We start from the raw sequence: 16,286 nt of genomic DNA, 5'->3' as shown, positions 1-16,286 counted from the left end.
GGCCCGCTCCTACACAGGGTATTCAATGCTCCGCGCCAGCCGCCAGACGCTGATCTTCGGTGGTAGTGACGACGATACGCAGGCATACACGCAACGCCTCGGTGACAGTTTCCACAGGAAGGCCGAACGCCCCTGGAATACCAGCGGCCTGTTCGGGCGAATAAGGAATGTGGATGAACCCGGCGCGGATGTTGCGGCGCCTGCGAAGCGCATGCATCAGGCCGTAGAACACGTGGTTGCAGACGTAGGTGCCGGCCGTCTGGGAGACTTCCGCGGGGAATCCTGCGTCGCGCAGGCCCGCCAGCATCGACTTGATCGGCAGCGTGGAGAAGTAGGCCGCCGGACCGCCCGGGACGATGGCTTCGTCCACCGGCTGCCGGCCCTGGCTGTCGGGAATGCGCGCATCGTCCACATTGATGGCCACGCGTTCCAGCGAGATCCGCTCCCTGCCGCCTGCCAGTCCCACGCAAACGACCAAGGCAGGAGAGGTTTCGCGGAGCGCCGCGCGAAGAGCCTTCAGCGATGCGCCGAAGGCGACCGGAAGACGACGTGCGACCACGCGATGGCCGGCGATGCGCTTTCCGTGCAGGGTAATTGCCGCATCCCAGCTGGGATTGGTCGATTGTCCGTCGAAAGGCTCGAAGCCGGTCAGCAGAATAGTGGGAATACTTTTCATCGGAAGCACAACAGCAGCATCAGCGCGACATTGACCGCCATGAGCGCGAATGCCGTCATGGCTTGCGAACGGATCACCGCGTAGGGGTCTTTCAATTCCAGCAGTACCGCAGGCACGATATTGAAGTTGGCCGCCATCGGCGTGAGCAATGTGCCGCAATAGCCGGTGAGCATGCCGATGGCGCCCAGGCTGGCCGGGTCGGCGCCGTGCTTGCGGATCAACAGAGGCAGGCCGATGCCGGCCATCATCACCGGGAACGCGGCGAACGCGTTGCCCATGATGATGGTGAACAGCACCATGCCCAACGCGAACGCCAGCAGGCAGGCGGTGCGGCTTTCGATCGGAATCACGTGGCCGACCAGCGAAGCGATCACTTCGCCCACGCCCGTGGCCGCGAACACGCCGCCCAGCGTGGCCAGCACCATCGGCAACAGGACCGCCCATCCAAGGGAGTCCAGCAGGCGGCGTCCCTGAGCCAAAGGTTCGTTCGCACGGGCGCGCGTCACCCACAAGCCGGCAATCAGCGCGAACAGGCTGGCGATCGCCAGCGAACTCAATGTCAATGCCTTCGGGTCCATCAACCGGTCCATGCCCGGCACCCATTTGCTGGCGACGAACAGCGCCAGCGTGAGCGCTGGAATCAGCAGCGCGGGCACGAACAGGCGATTGCGCAGCACGTCCGCAAACGACTGGCGTCGTGCGCGCGCCTCGGCGCTGTCGGGTGCGGTGCCAAGACGACCTCTGGCGGCCAGTACGCCGAGCGCGATCACACCTGCCCCCATGACCTGTGCAGGCCATTGCACGCCCGATTTGGCGGCCTGCAGGATCTGCGTGCCGAAAGCGAAGGGACCGATCAATATCGCCCAGAAGGCGGCAGTGGAATAGCGCCCTTCACGCAGGTTGTACAAGGCCGTGATCAGCAGGAAAGCGCCGATCAGCCAGTAGAAGTAGTCAATCCGCAGCATCGGCCGATTCCGGCGTGGATCGGGAGCGTTCGCGCTCCAGCCGCCGCTGCAGCAGTTTCAGGCGGACCGCATGGATGAGGAAGGCGGCGATGGCGGTCGGCAGCGCCCACAATGCGATGGCGATGGGTTCCAGTTCGATGCCGTTGCGGGCGTAGAAACCCTGGATCAGCAGCACCGCGCCAATGGCGACGAAGACGTCTTCGCCGAAGAACAGGCCGATGTTGTCGGTAGCTGCCGCACTGGCGCGCACCTGATCGCGTTCCGAATCGGTCAGCGCTCCCAGGGTGCGTTCGGCTGCCGCTTCGCTCATCGGAGCAAAAAGGGGACGCACCGTCTGCGCCGGACCGGCTACGTGCGTCAGGCCCATCATGCTGGTCAATTGGCGCATCGCCAGATAGGCGATCTGGAAACGCGACAGGTTCAATCCGCGGAAGCTGACGATCCACTCGCGTGCGCGTTCGCGCAGACCGTAATGTTCCAGCAGGCCGATGACGGGCAGCGTCAGCAGGAACATCAGTAGGGTACGGTTCTCCACGAAGCTGGTTCCCAGCAAGGCAAGCAGATCGGGCAGGGCGATGCCGGCCAGCAGGCCGCTGGTCAGTCCCGCGACCACCACCACCAGCACCGGGTTGAAGCGCAGCACGAAGCCGGCCACCACCACGGCGATTCCCAACAGGGGCCAGTAATTCATCGCAGACGCTCCGGTGCCCGTACTTCGAATCCCGCATTCTCTATGGCCGTGCGCAGTTCGCGGGCGAAGCGCGCCGCGTCGGGCCGGTCGCCGTGCAGGCAGATGCTGTCCGCACGTAAAGGTATTAGTTCGCCGGTGCGCGCAGTGATTGCGCCATCGCGCAACAGGGCGATGACCTGCATTGCCGCCTGGGCGGAATGCTCGATGCTGGCATCGGCGCGGTTGCGCGGCGTCAACGTGGCATCGGCTTCGTAGCGGCGTTCGGCGAAGGCTTCATGCACGACCTGTAAGCCGAGCGCAGTGCCGGCATCGGTCAGGACGCTTCCCGCCAGACCAAAAAGAATCAGGCCCGGGTCATGGTCGCGCACCGCGCTGGCGACGGCGTCGGCCAGTTCGCGGTCGCGCGCTGCCTGGTTGTAGAAGGCGCCGTGCGGCTTGACGTGATTCAGGCGCAAGCCGGCTGCGCGCACGAAAGCGTCCAGTGCGCCGATCTGGTACAGCGTGAGGGCGTAAGCGTCGCCGGGCGAAATCGATTGCGCGGTGCGGCCGAAATTCTCGCGGTCGGCGAAAGACGGATGCGCGCCGATGGCGACGCCGTGTTCGCCGCACAGGTTCACCGTCTTCCGCATCAGTTCCGGGCTTCCGGCGTGGAAGCCGCAGGCGATGCTGGCCGAGCTGATGAAAGGCAGGATGGAGGCGTCGTCGCCGACGCCTTCTCCCAGATCGCAATTGAAATCGATGCCGGGCCTCATCTCGATACGGAACCGGGGGAATCTACTTCCCGCTGCGATTCTTGAACAACAAGCTGATGCCGACCACGATCAGGATCGCGGGCCACCAGGTTCTGACCACCGCACCCAGGCTGAGGTCGGTGATTCCCAGATTGTTGAGCAGGAAAAGCGCGCCGATCACGATCAGAACCAGAGCGGGAATGAGATTGGCTTTCATGGGCGGGGTCGGCTGCTGGAAAGTGATTGGATTATGCAGCTTGTCACGGCTCAAGGATGACGGGCGAGCTGCCGGTCGATGGCCAAGGCGGTGCGGGCTTGCCGATGCCGATGCTGCAGGTTGATCCGCCGGGCTTCGTCGATGCCGACCGCGGCGAAGGCGAGCACGGCGCCGGGTCCGGCCTGCGCCAGGCGCGGCAGATCCGCGGCGATCACATATCCCAGCCGGGCGTATCCCCCCACGGTCTGCGCATCGGCCAACAGGATGATGGGCTGGCCGTCGGCCGGCAACTGGATGCAGCCCACCGCAACGGGTTCGGAAACGTTGTGGTGCGGGATGTTCGGCAAAGGCTGTCCCCGCAGCCGGATGCCCTGGCGATTGGCATCGGCACTCACGGACCACGCCCGCTCCGCCAATGCAGCGGCGGCCGGATGTCCGCTGGATACGTAGCGGAGCGGGTGGGCGATGCCGCAATCGTAATCGTCCGCGCCGATCCACCATGCTGTCTTTTGCGGGGCTGCGGTAATGGTCGGCGGAGATTTGCCCAAGGGCAGTAGATCGCCCGCACGCAATGCGCGTCCCTCTTTTCCTCCGAAGCCGCCACGCAGGTCGGTACTGCGGCTGCCCAGGATCACCGGCAAGTCGAAGCCGCCGGCAACCGACAGCCACGCGCGGACGCCTTCGCGGATGCCGCCCAGTTTCAGTTCGCCTGCAGGCACCGTAAGCGGGCGCTGTCCGGGCAAGGGGTGGCCATTGGATGTCGCAGCGACCGCGGCCCCGACGATGGCGATCCTGGCGGGTTGCGCCAATTTCAGTGTGGGGCCTTGCAGGGTCAGCTCCAGCACCGCCGCATCGGAGTCGTTGCCGAGCAGGCGGTTGGCCAGTGCCGCAGCGTCGAGGTCCAGCGCACCGGCGCGCGACACGCCCACATGCCGCCATCCCTCGCGGCCGCGATCCTGCACGGTAGTCAGTGCGCCTGGCGCGATCACTTGCCAGGGCTTCATGGTTCTTTCAACCAGCGTTCGAAAGCGGCGGTATCGATGCGCTGGAACCGCACTTGATCGCCCGGCGTCAGCAGCGCGGGCGCTGCGCGGGCGGCATCGAACAACACCAGCGGCGTGCGCCCCAGCAGCCGCCAACCGCCCGGGCTTTCGCGCGGATAGATGCCCGTCTGGTTGCCGCCGATCGCCACCGAGCCTGCAGGCACGCGGGTGCGCGGGGTAGTCAGGCGCGGCAATGCCAGGGAATCCGGCAGGCCGAGCAGATAGGGGAACCCCGGCGCGAAACCGATCATCGCGACGGCGTAGCTGGCGGAGCTGTGACGTTGGATGAGTTCATCGGCGGCGATGCCGAGTTCGCTCGCCGCCTCGGCCAGATCGGGCGCCATTTCCGGTTCGTAACAGACCGGGATATCGATGATCTTTGCGATAGGCGCGGTTGCGGTTTCCTGGTTTCGCAGCGTTGCGCGTAGCTGGGCCGCGACGAAAGCATGCGGATCGGCGGCGTCGATTCTGCCGCTATCGAAGAACACCGCCAGACTCGCGTAGGCTGGCACGGCATCGCGCAGCCAGGATGGATTCCGTTCGCGCAGCTGTCTTGCGGCATCCAGTGCACGCGCATTGTGCGCGGCGTCGATGATCTTGCCGAAACGCACCAACAGTGCGTTGTCGGCCAACGGCTCGAACGTCGGCTGGCTCATCCCAGCCGATGCCGCCAATAGGCGATCCGGCTATCCAGCGAAGCTTGCGGATAGCGCTGCGCCGCACCGCTGCCCCAGACAGGCCCGGGCCAGGCCGCATCGCCCGCGTGGCGGCCGACCAGATGCACATGCAGTTGGCGCACTATGTTGCCCAGGGCGCCGATGTTGAGTTTTTCCGTCCCCGGTTCGGTACGTATCAGGTTGCCGGCCTGATTGATTTCTGCCAGCAGCAGGCGCTGCTGCGCGCCGTCCAGTTCCAGCCACTCCGACACTTCCTGCACGCGCGGCACCAGCACCAGCCAGGGAAAGCGGGCATCGTCCATCAGCCGCACCTGCGACAGCGGGCCGTCGGCGACGAAAACGCTGTCGGCGGCCAGGCGCGGGTCGAGGATGAAACCGGTCATCGCAGTTGCTCGTCGAAGAAGGCCAGTGTGCGCGAGCGCGCCAGCGCGGCGCTTTGCGGTTCGAAATCGGCGCGCGCATCGCAGTTGAAGCCGTGGCCAGCCGGGTAGACATAGAGCGGCATCTGCGGCAGCAGTTGCCGGTGTTTTTCCACCATTTCTGGCGGTATCGAGGCATCGCGTTCGCCGAAATGGAAAATCACCGGCGCCTTCGGCGTTTCGCCCAGGAACGGCACGTTGCGCGCGCCGTAGTAACTGGCCGACGGCAGGCCCAGACGCAAGGCGGCCAGCAGAGCGACGGTGCCGCCCCAGCAGTAACCGACGGTGCCCACCTTGCCGTGGCCGGCCAATGCGGCGGCGGCCGATGCGGTCATGTCCAGCGCTTTCTCCAAACCCAATCGTGTGATCAGGTCGCGGCCCCTGGCTATGCCCTCTGCGTCGTAGTCCAGTTCCACTCCAGGCTCAAGCACGTCGAACAGCGCCGGCGCCAGCACCGCGTAGCCTTGGCCGGCGAAATCGTCGGCCACGCTGCGGATATGGGCGTTGACGCCGAAGATTTCCTGGATGACCACCAGCGCGCCGCGCGGAGCAGCGGTGGGGAACGCTTTCCAGGCGGAGATCGGTCCGTGAGGCGTGTCGATTTCTATCCAGGCGCCCATGGGGCCTCCAAGGCAAAAGCAGAGGGCCACAGTTTAGGGCGGTAGTCCGCTCCCGTGTGTGTATCGCGGTTGGCTCGTCTTGCTGCGACCAACGCGCCGGCAGCATGTCCCTCGCCGTCGCCCATCTGCGTTACCTTTAACCAACGCGGCAGGGGTGCCGCTTGGATAGGGGGAACCATGGCCAGCACATATCTCCGCATATTTTTTCGTGCCGCTTTCCTGCCCGCCTGCGCTTGTTGGGCCGTGGCTGCTCCGACTTGCGCGACAGCCGCCGAACTGTTCATACCAGATGACAAGCTGCTGGCGGACTACTACTTCAATGCCATGGAACTACCGCCGGGCATGGAACTGGAAAAGCGGCTGGATGCGGACTTGAATGCCGACGGTCTGACCGATATCGCTTTCGTCGCGCGCAATGACGAGTCGCGCGTGCTCGGCGTGCTGTTCGGCTTCATGGAGGAAATGGACATGGGCCATTCGCCTGCCGGCAAGACCGCGCTGGCGGTCGATGCGCTGGGTCCGGCATCGCTCAGCGCGCCCAAGGGCGTGCTGGTGGTGGAGGAGCTGACCGGCGGCACCACGGCCATCTCATCGACCTACCGCTACCGCTACGACGCCAAGAGCAAGCGCATGCGCCTGATCGGCGACGACGTGAAGCTGTACAGCCGCACCAACGCGCACGGCTGGCAGGAAATCAGCACCAATCGTCTGACTGGCCTGCAGATCCGCCGTTCGGCAGATCTGAGCGATGCGGGGGATTACGTTGAGAAACCGGAGACGCGCGGCAAGGTGCCCACCACGCCGTTGTACATCGAAGACGCACCCGCACCGGAAACCACGCTGGGCTGGGATCAGTAGCGAGGCCGACCGCAAGCGTCAGCTTTCGTACTCGACGCCGATGATGGCGAAGCTGGCGATGCCGGTGGGCAGGGAAGCTTCGAACTCGTCGTCGATGCGCTTCTTCAGCATGGCCCTAGCCAGTGGCGAATCGATGCTGATGTAGCCGCGCGAGGCGTCGGTTTCGTCCGGCCCCACGATGCGGTAACGCGACAACGCGCCGTTGGCGATGTTCTCCAGCTCCACGCTGGCGCCGAAGAAAACCGCTTCCGGATCCGCGGGCGGGGTATCGACCACGCGCAATTCCTCCAGGCGCTTGCTCAAGTAGCGCACGCGCCTGTCGATCTCGCCCAGCTGCTTCTTCCGGTAGTGGTACTCGGCGTTTTCCGAGCGGTCCCCTTCGGCGGCCGCCGCGGTGAGCGCTTTCACAACCTCAGGGCGCCGTACCCGCCACAGATCGTCCAATTCCGCCTTCAGGCGTTCATGGCCCTCGCGTGTGATCAGGGCGGTGCTTTTTTCTCCGGGCGGACGCCAGCGGCTCACTACCGCCCAGCGACGCGTTTGAAAACGCGCGTGCCCTTGTCGGTGCGCAATTCGTCGTTGGAGACGATTTCGAAGCTGACGTCTTCCGCCGATTTGCTGCTGGGATCCAGCAATAGGCCATTGCCGCCGTGGCCGCTCCAGGTGCCATCGCTGGAAACGGCGACGCCAGCGGCGTTCAACGTCTGCACGTAGCTGCCATCGGCACGCAGTTCCAGGACCGATTCGCCGTCGCTGAAACTGCCCGCGATCGCCTTGCTGTCCACCGTAGCGGTTTCGATGGTGGCCGGCGTGTTGTCGACCACGGAAGTGGCGTCCACGGGGTTGGCTTCGGGCGCGGCGGCCGGCGCCGTCACCGTCGCGGGCTGGGGCGCGGCCGCGGGTTCTTCGCGTTTGCAGGCTACGGCCAATGCGGCGGTGATTGCGAGCAGGCAGAAAGTGCGGAAAGAAATATTCATCCGATAGTTTCCTTTTCCAGATTGGAGAGTGTTCAGCGCTTGCCGCCGAAGATGCCGCCCAGCAAGCCGCGCAGTATCTGCCGGCCCACCTGGCTGCCCACGGTGCGCGCGGTCTGCTTGGCCATGGTTTCCATCATGCCCTGGCGGCGCTTGGTGCCGAACACGGCGTCCTTGATCGACTGGCCGAAGCCGCCCGCTTCCAGGTCGTCCTTGGCGGGGGGCGCATCGGCGGCCTGGGCGGCGGTTTCGGCGCGCTTGGCCAGCATCTCCGATGCGGATTCGCGATTGACCGGAGTGTCGTATTTCATTCCGACCGGACTGCCGGCGCGCGCCTGGGTGCGCTCGGCATCGCTGATCGAACCCATGCGGCAGCGTGGCGGCGCGATCAGGGTCTGCTGCACCGGCATGGGAATGCCTTTGTCCTGCAGCGTCGATACCAACGCTTCGCCGGTACCCAGCTTGGAAATGGCCTCGGCCACGTCGAGCTTCGGGTTGGGCACGAAGGTCTCCGCGGCCACGCGCACGGCTTTCTGGTCGCGCGGGGTGAAGGCGCGCAACGCATGCTGCACGCGGTTGCCCAGCTGGCCCAGGATGTTGTCGGGCACGTCGTCGGGGAACTGCGAGCAGAAGTACACGCCTACGCCCTTGGAGCGGATCAGGCGCACCACCTGCTCCACGCGCTGCACCAGCGCCGGCGGGGAGTCGTCGAACAGCAGGTGGGCTTCGTCGAACACGAACACCAGCTTGGGTTTGTCCAGGTCGCCGACTTCCGGCAACTGCTCGAACAATTCCGACAACAGCCACAGCAGGAAGCTGGAATAGAGGCGCGGGTTGAGGATCAGTTGCTCGGCGGCCAGGATGCCGATCACGCCGCGGCCGTCGGTGCCGGTGCGCATCAGGTCGGCCAGCTCCAGTGCCGGTTCGCCGAAGAAACCTTCGCCGCCGTTCTGCGCCAGGCGCAACAACGCGCGCTGGATCGCGCCGACCGACTGGGTGCTGACCAGTCCGTATTCGGTGGCGATGTCCTTGCGCTCGTCGGCCACCAGCGCCAGCAACGCACGCAGGTCGTCCAGGTCCAGCAACAGCAGGCCGCGGTCGTCGGCCAGCTTGAACACGATGTCCAGCACGCCGCTCTGGGTATCGTTCAACTCCAGGATGCGCGCCAGCAGGATCGAGCCGATCTCGCTGACCGTGGTGCGCACCGGATGGCCCTTCTTGCCGTACAGATCCCAGAAGATCACCGGGCTGGCGCCGGGCGCGTAATCGCCCACGCCCAGGTCTTTGGCGCGCTGCAGGATCTTTTCGTTGCCGTCGCCCGGCACCGCCAATCCCGCCACGTCGCCCTTCACGTCGGCCATGAACACCGGCACGCCCATGCGCGAGAAACCTTCGGCCAGAGTCATCAGGGTCACGGTCTTGCCGGTACCGGTGGCGCCGGCGACCAGCCCGTGGCGGTTGCCGAATTTGGGCAAAAGCGTGACGGCGATATCGTCGGTGGTGCCTTTACCTAGCAGGATGGGGTCCATGTCATTCCTAGCGATGAGTCGAAGCGTGAATTCTAGCGGCTCAACCTGTCGCGCAGGGCAACGGCGGCGCTTGTCAACCTTGCCCCGCGCAGCGCCCGGGAGCTAACCTGCCTTTTTTCCGTAGCCGTCCTCGCTGATGCCCTGCCCACAATTCCTGTTCCGCGCCTGGCCCCTGCTGGTCATGCTGCCGCTCGTTTCTGTTGCTCCGTCGGCCCTGGCCCAACGCGTTTCGGCTCGCGACAAGGAAGCTCTGGAAGTCCTCGACCAGCGCATGGCAGCTGCCGAGAAGCGCTACCGGGACGCGCTGGTGCTCAGCGCCAACAGCGATCCCAAGGGCACCGCCGAGGGCGATGCCGCGCTGGAGGACATGGAGGATGTGATGGACGCCTGCCTCAAGCAGCGGGGCTGCCAGGTGCACACCATGCTCACCGCCTACAAGCGCCTGCTGAAGCAGAACGTGGATGCCGAAGCTTCCGCATCGGACGAAGAAGGCGAAGTGGATCTGCTGGACGACGGCACCGACCATGCGGCGACCATCGCCATGCCCGAAGCCGCGCGCGCCGCGCGCCTGCTCAACGACCAGCGCCACGCCTTCGACAAGATGGTGCAGTACAACCCCGCCGTGCAGGCCGGCATCCGGCGCTGGCTCACCGATATGCGCGTGTCGTTGATCACCAGCTACGAGAACTACCAATACGTGCGGCCTCTGATGTGGCCGTCGTGGGAAAAGCACGGTCTGCCCGAAGCGCTGCTGTTCGGCATCATGGCCAAGGAATCCAACGGCCGCGTGCACGCCAGTTCGCGCGCCGGCGCCGCCGGGCTGATGCAGTTCATGCCGGCGACCGGCCGCCGCTTCGGCCTGGGGCCGGACGGCACCGGCTTCGATACGCGCTTCGACCCCACCGCCGTGGGCATGGCCAGCGCCGAATACCTGGACGAGCGCATGGGCACGCTCAACAAGAGCATCGAGCTTTCGCTGGCCGCTTACAACGGCGGGGAAGGCCGTGCCCAGCGGGTCTACAACCAGTTCGCCGACCGCAATTTCTGGGACGAAGTGGTCTACAACCAGTTCCCGGGCGAAACCAAGGACTACGTGCCCATGGTGATCGCGGCGGCATGGCTGTTCCTGCATCCCAAGCAATACGGGCTGGAATTCCCCAAGGTCGACGCCCAGCCCGCGGCTTTCCAACTGGCCAAATCCGCGTCGATCTACGAACTGACCATCTGCCTGGGCAATGGCGGCACGCGCGACGGCTACATGCGCGCACTGCGCAACCTCAACCCGCGCTACGAACCGGACCAGTGGATTCCCGCCGGCACGCAGATGAAAGCCACGGCCAAGATCGCCACCCTCTACAACCGCAACTGCATCAGCGGCCCGCGCGCGGACCTGGCCCGCACGCTGATCACGGCGAATGTGGAGTCGGCGATCGTCCGCAATCCGCTGGTCGGCAGCGTGGCGGTGGGCGACGTCACTCCGGTTCCCGGCGTTCCCACCACCGTGGCCACCGGAGAGCCCAAGCCGGCCAAACCCAAGGCCGAGCAGGTGCGCGACTACCGGGTGGCGCGCGGCGACACGCTGGGCAAGATCGCGCAGAAATTCAGATGCGAGGTGAAGGAGCTGGCGCGCGCCAATGGGTTGCGCGCGCCGGGCTACAGCGTGAGGCCTGGGCAGGAAATCAAGTTGCAGGGTTGCAAAAAATAGCCGCGCCAGACACGGACGTCGTAGGAGCGACGTAAGTCGCGAAGTCCTAGGCGAAATGTTCGCGACTTACGTCGCTCCTACGGCTTCCGTGAACAGGTGCCGGTGGCGCTCTAAATGCGCAGCGCCAGGACTTGTCCAAGCCTGACTGGCGATTCGGCGCTCAACTCAGGCGCAAGCTCTGCTACGCCCGGAGGCAATAGCACGATCACCGTGGATCCGTAATTGAAGCGTGCCATCTCCGCAAATCGTTCCAAGGTAATTCCCTTCCCGCGCCAATCCTTGCGTGTGACCGCATCGCCGTAACGCGGAATTTCCTCGCCGCTCCACACCGTTTCCACGCCCGATACCAACAGCGCGCCCACCATCACCGAGGCCATCGGCCCGAAATCGGTGTCGAAGTGGCAGACCAGCCGCTCGTTGCGCGCGAACAGGCGCGGCACCGTGGCCACCGCAGCCGTGCCCACGCTGAAAAGGCGGCCGGGCACATGCACGGTTTCGCGCAGGGTGCCGGTCCACGGCATGTGCACGCGGTGGTAGTCCTTGGGCGATAGATAGACGGTGGCGAACAGGCCGTTCTCGAAAGGCTTCGCGGCTTCGGCATCGCCCAGCAACTCGGCGGCGGTGAACGACTGGCCCTTGGCCTGGAAGATGCGGCCGTCGCGGATCGGGCCGCACTGGCTGATGCGGCCGTCGGCGGGCATCAACAAGGCGCGCGGATCGGGATCGGGCACGCGCGCGCCTGTTTTGAGCGCACGGGTGAAAAACGCGTTGAAGGTCGGGTAGGCCTTGGGATCGGACTGTGCGGCCTCGTTCAGATCCACGCCGAATTTCCGCGTCACCGTATCGATCAGCCACTGCTTGGTGCGCGGCGAAGACGAATACGCCAACCGCCGCGCCAGCGAAGACATCAGCCGGTGCGGCAACAGATAGGTGAGACGGGTGACCAGGCTCATTTCCGCGCTGCCAGGGTCAGAGCGGCCATGTCCTCGGCGATCGCCTTGGGGTGGAACGGAGGCTTGATGAAACCGACCATGCGCCCCTGCGGATCCAGCACGGCGATGTTGGCCGAGTGGTCCATGCTGTAGTCCTGCGGGTTCTTGTCGAAGTCCTTGCCCGGCATTTTCTGGAACACGAACATCAGCGACTTGGCGAACGACTCCAGCGCCGGCACGTCGGCGGTGGCCGCCAGGGTGTCCGCATGGAAGGCGTGCGCGTATTCGCCGATGCGCGTGGGGGTATCGCGTTCGGGGTCCACCGATACGAACAGCACGCGCGGGCGGGTGCTGTCGGGCAGCGATTTCCATTGGTTCTGCGCCTGGGCCAGTTCGGCCAGGGTGGTGGGGCAGATGTCGGGGCAGTAAGTGAAGCCCAGGAAGACCAGCGTCCAATGTCCGTTCAGTTCGCCCGGGGCCAGCTGGGTGCCGTCCGACTGGCGCAGCGAAAAAGCGGGCAGGGTGCGCGCCTGCGGGAACATGGTGATGCTTCGGGTCTCAGGCCATTGCGGGCCAGCGGCCTTGGTCCCGAAGTATTTCTGCGCGGCCAGCAACCCCAGGCCGGCGGCCAGGGCGATGATCAGGATGACGCCGATTCTGCGGTTGAACATGGACGGGAGCTCACAGGTGATGGCTTGAATAAATCTGGAAACCGTTCGTGGCGAGCCTGTCGAACCACGCTCTTGGCGTGACCCTTCAGGTCGCAGCGGTGGTTTTCTTTTTACTCGAAAAGCGTGGTTCGACAGGCTCGCCACGAACGGGGTTCTAGCGGTTCGATCGTCCCGGAATGCCTGACAATCAAGACGGCAATGATACCGGCGCTTCGGTTTGCATACCCCTATAATCTCCGTCCGACCCGAGAAAAGCCTTGCCATGACCGCCGACCCGGCCGCCGAACTGCATACGATCATCGACCTGATCCGCTACGGCGCCAGCCGTTTCAACGCCTCGGACCTGACCTTCGGGCACAGCTACGACAACGCGCTGGACGAAGCCACGCAACTGGTCCTGCACACCTTGCACCTGCCCAACGATCTGGGCCCGGCCTACGGCGTGGCCCGGGTGACGGCGCCGGAAAAAGCCGAGATCCTGGCCCTGTTCCAGCGCCGCATCGACGAGCGCGTGCCGATCGCCTACCTGACCGGCGAGGCCTGGTTCGCCGGGCTGAACTTCAAGAGCGACAACCGCGCGCTGGTGCCGCGTTCGCCGATCGCCGAACTGATTGAAAGCGGCTTCGAGCCCTGGCTGGGCGGCCGCGAAGTGCTGCGCGCGCTGGACCTGTGCACCGGTTCGGGTTGCATCGCCATCGCCATGGCCCACTACAACCCCGAATGGCACGTGGACGGCGTGGACATCAGCGACGACGCGCTGGCGCTGGCGGCCGAAAACAAGGCGCGCCTGCATGCCGACAACGTGCGTTTCATCAAATCCGATCTGTTCTCCGGCCTGTCGGGCCAGCACTACCAGCTCATCGTCACCAATCCGCCCTACGTGACCAATGCGGAAACCGATGCGTTGCCGAAAGAATATTCCTACGAACCCGAACTGGGCCTGCGCGCCGGCGACGACGGCCTGGATCTGGTGCTGAAGATCCTGCGCGATGCGCCCTTGCACCTGAGCCAGGACGGCCTGCTGATCTGCGAAGTGGGCGAAGCGGAACAGGCGCTGGTCAAGCTGCTGCCGGACGTGGAATTCGCGTGGATCGAGTTCAAGGTAGGGCAGATGGGCATCTTCGCGGTGGAGTGCAGCGAACTCATCGTCCACCATCCGCGGATCCGCGAACTGGCCAATGCGCGTCCTTGAGCCCGGACCCATGCGCCGTTCGAGGTGGGTTTACTCAATCCGTTCGTGGTGAGCCTGTCGAACCACGCTCTTCGCGAGTTGTTCCGGCTATGGGCAACTTGCTTTCCCGCCAAAAGCGTGGTTCGACAGGCTCACCACGAACGGGATTTTGGGACAGGCTCACCACGAACGGGATTTCCGCCAGGATCAACACCAGCGGTATTAATGTAAGGCAAGCCAGATCGGAGTAAACCCAGCGTGTCCAGCAACAGTTTCGGGAAATTGTTCACCGTCACCACCTTCGGCGAATCACACGGGCCGGCCATCGGCTGCGTGATCGATGGCTGTCCGCCGGGCCTGGAGATCGCGGTCGAGGAATTCCGCACCGACCTGGACCGCCGCGCCACCGGCAAATCGCGCCACACTTCGGCGCGGAACGAAGCGGACGAGGTGGAAATCCTCAGCGGCGTCTTCGAAGGCAAGACCACCGGCACGCCCATCGCCTTGCTGATCCGCAACACCGATGCGCGCAGCAAGGACTACAGCAAGATTTCCGGACAGTTCCGCCCCGGCCACGCCGACTACACCTATTGGCAGAAATACGGCATCCGCGATCCGCGCGGCGGCGGGCGCTCCTCGGCGCGCGAGACCACCATGCGCGTGGCGGCGGCCGTAATCGCCAAGAAATGGTTGGCGCTGCACCATGGCGTGCACGTGCGCGGCTACTTGTCGCAGCTGGGCGAGATCACTCCGCAGGCGTTCGACTGGAACGCGGTGGAAGACAACCCTTTCTTCTGGCCTTCGGCCGAACAGGTGCCGGTGCTGGAGAGCTACATGGACGCGCTGCGCAAATCCGGCGATTCGGTCGGCGCGCGCGTCAACGTGGTCGCCGACGGCGTGCCGCCGGGCTGGGGCGAACCCATCTACGGGAAACTCGATGGCGAACTGGCCGCGGCGCTGATGAGCATCAATGCGGTCAAGGGCGTGGAGATCGGCGACGGCTTCGCGGCGGTCGCGCAGAAGGGCACGGAGCATCGCGACGAGATTTCCCCGCAAGGGTTCCTGTCCAACCATGCCGGCGGCATCCTCGGCGGCATTTCCACCGGCCAGCAGGTCGTCGCTTCCATCGTGCTGAAACCCACTTCCAGTCTGCGCCTGCCGGGCAACACCGTGGATATCCAAGGCAATGCGACCGAAGTGGTCACCACCGGCCGGCACGACCCCTGCGTGGGCATCCGCGCCACGCCGATCGCCGAGGCGATGATGGCGCTGGTGCTGATGGACCAGGCGTTGCGCCATCGTGCGCAGTGCGGCGATGTGGGTCCGGTCGTGCCGCTGATTCCCGGTCAGGTCCATGACTGAACCGCGCCCACGGGTGTGGGTGTCTCAGCCGCTGTTCGATGATGTGATCGCTCGGCTGGAGGAGCACTTCGAGGTCGTTTCCACATCGGGTGTCGCCGAATACACGCCGGAGCAGATCTCGGCCGCGTTGAGCAAGGCCAGTGGCGCGCTGGTGACCCTGAACGAGCGCATCGGCGCCGAACAGATCGCCGCGGCGCCGCAGCTGCGGGCGGTCGCCAACGTCGGGGTGGGCTACAACAATCTGGATATCCCGGCGCTCTCCAGGGCAGGAATAATCGCCACCAACACGCCGGATGTGCTGACCGAAACCACGGCCGATTTCGGTTTCGCCCTGCTCATGGCCACCGCGCGCCGCATCACCGAAGCCGAACGCTGGCTGCGCGAAGGCCATTGGCGGCAATGGTCGTTCCGGACCATGCTCGGCGCCGATCTGCACGGCAGCACCCTGGGCATCCTGGGCATGGGCCGGATCGGGCAGGGTATCGCCCGGCGCGCCTCGGGATTCGATATGCGGGTGCTGTACCACAACCGCAGCCGGTTGCCGGAAGCTGTCGAGCGCGAGGTGCGCGCTTCCTATGTAGGTTTCGACGCGTTGCTTGCAGGTGCAGACCATTTGCTGCTGGCGCTGCCGTATGCGAAAGAGAGCCATCACCTTATCGATGCGCGCGCGTTGTTGCAGATGAAACCGATCGCCACGCTTGTGAACATCGCCCGTGGTGGAATCGTCGACGAGGACGCGCTAGCCGATGCGCTGGCTGGTGGAAGACTGGCGGCGGCGGGGCTAGATGTGTTCGAGGACGAGCCCACGGTCAACCCGCGCCTGCTCGCGTTGCGCAACGTGGTGCTGACCCCGCACATCGCCAGCGGCAGCCTGGCCACGCGGCGGGCCATGGTCTCGCTGGCGGTGGACAACCTGATCGCCGCGCTGGGATACGGACCGAACGCAGGGGCTCCACCCAATCCGATCCGCGCGTAAAGCCCGGTTTCCGCTATCCTCCAATGCCGTTGTAGGAGCGGGCCCTGCCCGCGACGCTTTCGCGTACGC

19 protein-coding genes are annotated in these 16,286 nt (G+C 65.2%); 5 read left to right on the top strand and 14 right to left on the bottom strand.

The window, feature by feature from the left end; translation table 11 throughout:
• Positions 1-22 precede the first annotated feature (22 nt).
• Genes pcp through CSC73_RS12475 form a run of 9 tightly spaced genes read right to left on the bottom strand, consistent with a single transcriptional unit; the run spans position 23 to position 6,039 of the window.
• On the bottom strand, positions 23-676 hold the full coding sequence (pcp, locus tag CSC73_RS12510) for a pyroglutamyl-peptidase I (protein ID WP_211840886.1): 654 nt from the start codon (positions 674-676) through the stop codon (positions 23-25).
• The gene (locus CSC73_RS12505; RefSeq protein ID WP_163840766.1) at positions 673-1,641 is read right to left on the bottom strand and encodes a DUF979 domain-containing protein; all 969 of its coding nucleotides are present in this window, start codon (positions 1,639-1,641) and stop codon (positions 673-675) included. The genes pcp and CSC73_RS12505 overlap by 4 nt, the downstream gene beginning before the upstream one ends.
• The gene (locus CSC73_RS12500) at positions 1,628-2,332 is read right to left on the bottom strand and encodes a DUF969 domain-containing protein (protein ID WP_163840765.1); all 705 of its coding nucleotides are present in this window, start codon (positions 2,330-2,332) and stop codon (positions 1,628-1,630) included. The genes CSC73_RS12505 and CSC73_RS12500 overlap by 14 nt, the downstream gene beginning before the upstream one ends.
• Positions 2,329-3,084, bottom strand: coding sequence for a 5-oxoprolinase subunit PxpA (locus CSC73_RS12495; protein ID WP_163840764.1), 756 nt, complete (start codon positions 3,082-3,084; stop codon positions 2,329-2,331). Before CSC73_RS12495 ends, CSC73_RS12500 begins: the two co-directional genes overlap by 4 nt.
• A 22-nt stretch (positions 3,085-3,106) precedes the next feature.
• A complete protein-coding gene (locus CSC73_RS18375; RefSeq protein WP_170299066.1) occupies positions 3,107-3,280 on the bottom strand; it encodes a LiaI-LiaF-like domain-containing protein in 174 nt (57 codons plus the stop codon).
• Positions 3,281-3,330: 50 nt separating this feature from the next.
• Complete coding sequence (locus tag CSC73_RS12490) at positions 3,331-4,284, bottom strand: 5-oxoprolinase subunit C family protein (RefSeq protein ID WP_163840763.1); 954 nt, start codon at positions 4,282-4,284, stop codon at positions 3,331-3,333.
• Positions 4,281-4,979 carry a 5-oxoprolinase subunit PxpB gene (pxpB, locus tag CSC73_RS12485; protein WP_163840762.1) on the bottom strand — a complete coding sequence of 233 codons (699 nt, stop codon included), beginning with the start codon at positions 4,977-4,979 and terminating at the stop codon, positions 4,281-4,283. Before pxpB ends, CSC73_RS12490 begins: the two co-directional genes overlap by 4 nt.
• Complete coding sequence (locus CSC73_RS12480) at positions 4,976-5,383, bottom strand: HIT family protein (protein ID WP_163840761.1); 408 nt, start codon at positions 5,381-5,383, stop codon at positions 4,976-4,978. The genes pxpB and CSC73_RS12480 overlap by 4 nt, the downstream gene beginning before the upstream one ends.
• The gene (locus tag CSC73_RS12475; protein ID WP_163840760.1) at positions 5,380-6,039 is read right to left on the bottom strand and encodes a dienelactone hydrolase family protein; all 660 of its coding nucleotides are present in this window, start codon (positions 6,037-6,039) and stop codon (positions 5,380-5,382) included. Before CSC73_RS12475 ends, CSC73_RS12480 begins: the two co-directional genes overlap by 4 nt.
• 243 nt (positions 6,040-6,282) lie before the next feature.
• On the opposite strand from CSC73_RS12475, the gene CSC73_RS12470 reads away from it, so the two are divergent.
• A complete protein-coding gene (locus CSC73_RS12470; RefSeq protein ID WP_163840759.1) occupies positions 6,283-6,897 on the top strand; it encodes a hypothetical protein in 615 nt (204 codons plus the stop codon).
• Between the two features lie 18 nt (positions 6,898-6,915).
• On the opposite strand, the gene greB is transcribed toward CSC73_RS12470, so the two are convergent.
• The 3 genes from greB to CSC73_RS12455 are packed head-to-tail and all read right to left on the bottom strand — an operon-like array spanning position 6,916 to position 9,400.
• Positions 6,916-7,419 carry a transcription elongation factor GreB gene (greB, locus tag CSC73_RS12465; protein ID WP_163840758.1) on the bottom strand — a complete coding sequence of 168 codons (504 nt, stop codon included), beginning with the start codon at positions 7,417-7,419 and terminating at the stop codon, positions 6,916-6,918.
• Positions 7,419-7,874, bottom strand: a complete 456-nt coding sequence (locus CSC73_RS12460; protein WP_163840757.1) for a hypothetical protein — start codon at positions 7,872-7,874, stop codon at positions 7,419-7,421. Before CSC73_RS12460 ends, greB begins: the two co-directional genes overlap by 1 nt.
• A gap of 32 nt (positions 7,875-7,906) precedes the next feature.
• Positions 7,907-9,400 (bottom strand): helicase HerA-like domain-containing protein, encoded by a 1,494-nt coding sequence (locus CSC73_RS12455; protein WP_163840756.1) that lies wholly within the window; start codon positions 9,398-9,400, stop codon positions 7,907-7,909.
• A gap of 136 nt (positions 9,401-9,536) precedes the next feature.
• Here CSC73_RS12455 and CSC73_RS12450 point away from each other — a divergent pair, with 136 nt between their 5' ends.
• Positions 9,537-11,105, top strand: a complete 1,569-nt coding sequence (locus tag CSC73_RS12450; protein ID WP_163840755.1) for a transglycosylase SLT domain-containing protein — start codon at positions 9,537-9,539, stop codon at positions 11,103-11,105.
• A gap of 110 nt (positions 11,106-11,215) precedes the next feature.
• Here the strand turns inward: CSC73_RS12450 and asd are convergent, their stop codons facing one another.
• Positions 11,216-12,058: an archaetidylserine decarboxylase gene (gene asd / locus CSC73_RS12445; RefSeq protein ID WP_163840754.1), complete on the bottom strand. Its 843-nt coding sequence runs from the start codon at positions 12,056-12,058 to the stop codon at positions 11,216-11,218.
• On the bottom strand, positions 12,055-12,708 hold the full coding sequence (locus tag CSC73_RS12440) for an SCO family protein (protein WP_163840753.1): 654 nt from the start codon (positions 12,706-12,708) through the stop codon (positions 12,055-12,057). Before CSC73_RS12440 ends, asd begins: the two co-directional genes overlap by 4 nt.
• Positions 12,709-12,970: 262 nt before the next feature.
• On the opposite strand from CSC73_RS12440, the gene prmB reads away from it, so the two are divergent.
• The 3 genes from prmB (at position 12,971) to CSC73_RS12425 (ending at position 16,217) form a co-directional block, all read left to right on the top strand.
• Positions 12,971-13,900 (top strand): 50S ribosomal protein L3 N(5)-glutamine methyltransferase, encoded by a 930-nt coding sequence (prmB, locus tag CSC73_RS12435; protein WP_163840752.1) that lies wholly within the window; start codon positions 12,971-12,973, stop codon positions 13,898-13,900.
• Between the two features lie 237 nt (positions 13,901-14,137).
• On the top strand, positions 14,138-15,241 hold the full coding sequence (aroC, locus tag CSC73_RS12430; protein ID WP_163840751.1) for a chorismate synthase: 1,104 nt from the start codon (positions 14,138-14,140) through the stop codon (positions 15,239-15,241).
• A complete protein-coding gene (locus CSC73_RS12425; RefSeq protein ID WP_163840750.1) occupies positions 15,234-16,217 on the top strand; it encodes a 2-hydroxyacid dehydrogenase in 984 nt (327 codons plus the stop codon). Before aroC ends, CSC73_RS12425 begins: the two co-directional genes overlap by 8 nt.
• Positions 16,218-16,286: the final 69 nt, after the last annotated feature.

The sequence above is a fragment of the Pseudoxanthomonas sacheonensis genome (assembly GCF_010093305.1).
In the GTDB taxonomy this organism is placed as follows: domain Bacteria; phylum Pseudomonadota; class Gammaproteobacteria; order Xanthomonadales; family Xanthomonadaceae; genus Pseudoxanthomonas_A; species Pseudoxanthomonas_A sacheonensis.
The sequence above is the reverse complement of the archived record's forward strand: the minus strand, read 5'-3'. Positions and strand labels throughout refer to the sequence as shown.

Coding starts and splice junctions, on each gene's coding strand:
- CSC73_RS18375 (WP_170299066.1), bottom strand. CDS start 3,280: ATGAAAGCCAATCTCATTCCCGCTCTGGTTCTGATCGTGATCGGCGCG.
- CSC73_RS12505 (WP_163840766.1), bottom strand. CDS start 1,641: ATGCTGCGGATTGACTACTTCTACTGGCTGATCGGCGCTTTCCTGCTG.
- CSC73_RS12490 (WP_163840763.1), bottom strand. CDS start 4,284: ATGAAGCCCTGGCAAGTGATCGCGCCAGGCGCACTGACTACCGTGCAG.
- CSC73_RS12455 (WP_163840756.1), bottom strand. CDS start 9,400: ATGGACCCCATCCTGCTAGGTAAAGGCACCACCGACGATATCGCCGTC.
- CSC73_RS12450 (WP_163840755.1), top strand. CDS start 9,537: ATGCCCTGCCCACAATTCCTGTTCCGCGCCTGGCCCCTGCTGGTCATG.
- CSC73_RS12480 (WP_163840761.1), bottom strand. CDS start 5,383: ATGACCGGTTTCATCCTCGACCCGCGCCTGGCCGCCGACAGCGTTTTC.
- CSC73_RS12425 (WP_163840750.1), top strand. CDS start 15,234: ATGACTGAACCGCGCCCACGGGTGTGGGTGTCTCAGCCGCTGTTCGAT.
- CSC73_RS12460 (WP_163840757.1), bottom strand. CDS start 7,874: ATGAATATTTCTTTCCGCACTTTCTGCCTGCTCGCAATCACCGCCGCA.
- asd (WP_163840754.1), bottom strand. CDS start 12,058: ATGAGCCTGGTCACCCGTCTCACCTATCTGTTGCCGCACCGGCTGATG.
- CSC73_RS12495 (WP_163840764.1), bottom strand. CDS start 3,084: ATGAGGCCCGGCATCGATTTCAATTGCGATCTGGGAGAAGGCGTCGGC.
- prmB (WP_163840752.1), top strand. CDS start 12,971: ATGACCGCCGACCCGGCCGCCGAACTGCATACGATCATCGACCTGATC.
- pxpB (WP_163840762.1), bottom strand. CDS start 4,979: ATGAGCCAGCCGACGTTCGAGCCGTTGGCCGACAACGCACTGTTGGTG.
- pcp (WP_211840886.1), bottom strand. CDS start 676: ATGAAAAGTATTCCCACTATTCTGCTGACCGGCTTCGAGCCTTTCGAC.
- CSC73_RS12440 (WP_163840753.1), bottom strand. CDS start 12,708: ATGTTCAACCGCAGAATCGGCGTCATCCTGATCATCGCCCTGGCCGCC.
- CSC73_RS12475 (WP_163840760.1), bottom strand. CDS start 6,039: ATGGGCGCCTGGATAGAAATCGACACGCCTCACGGACCGATCTCCGCC.
- CSC73_RS12500 (WP_163840765.1), bottom strand. CDS start 2,332: ATGAATTACTGGCCCCTGTTGGGAATCGCCGTGGTGGTGGCCGGCTTC.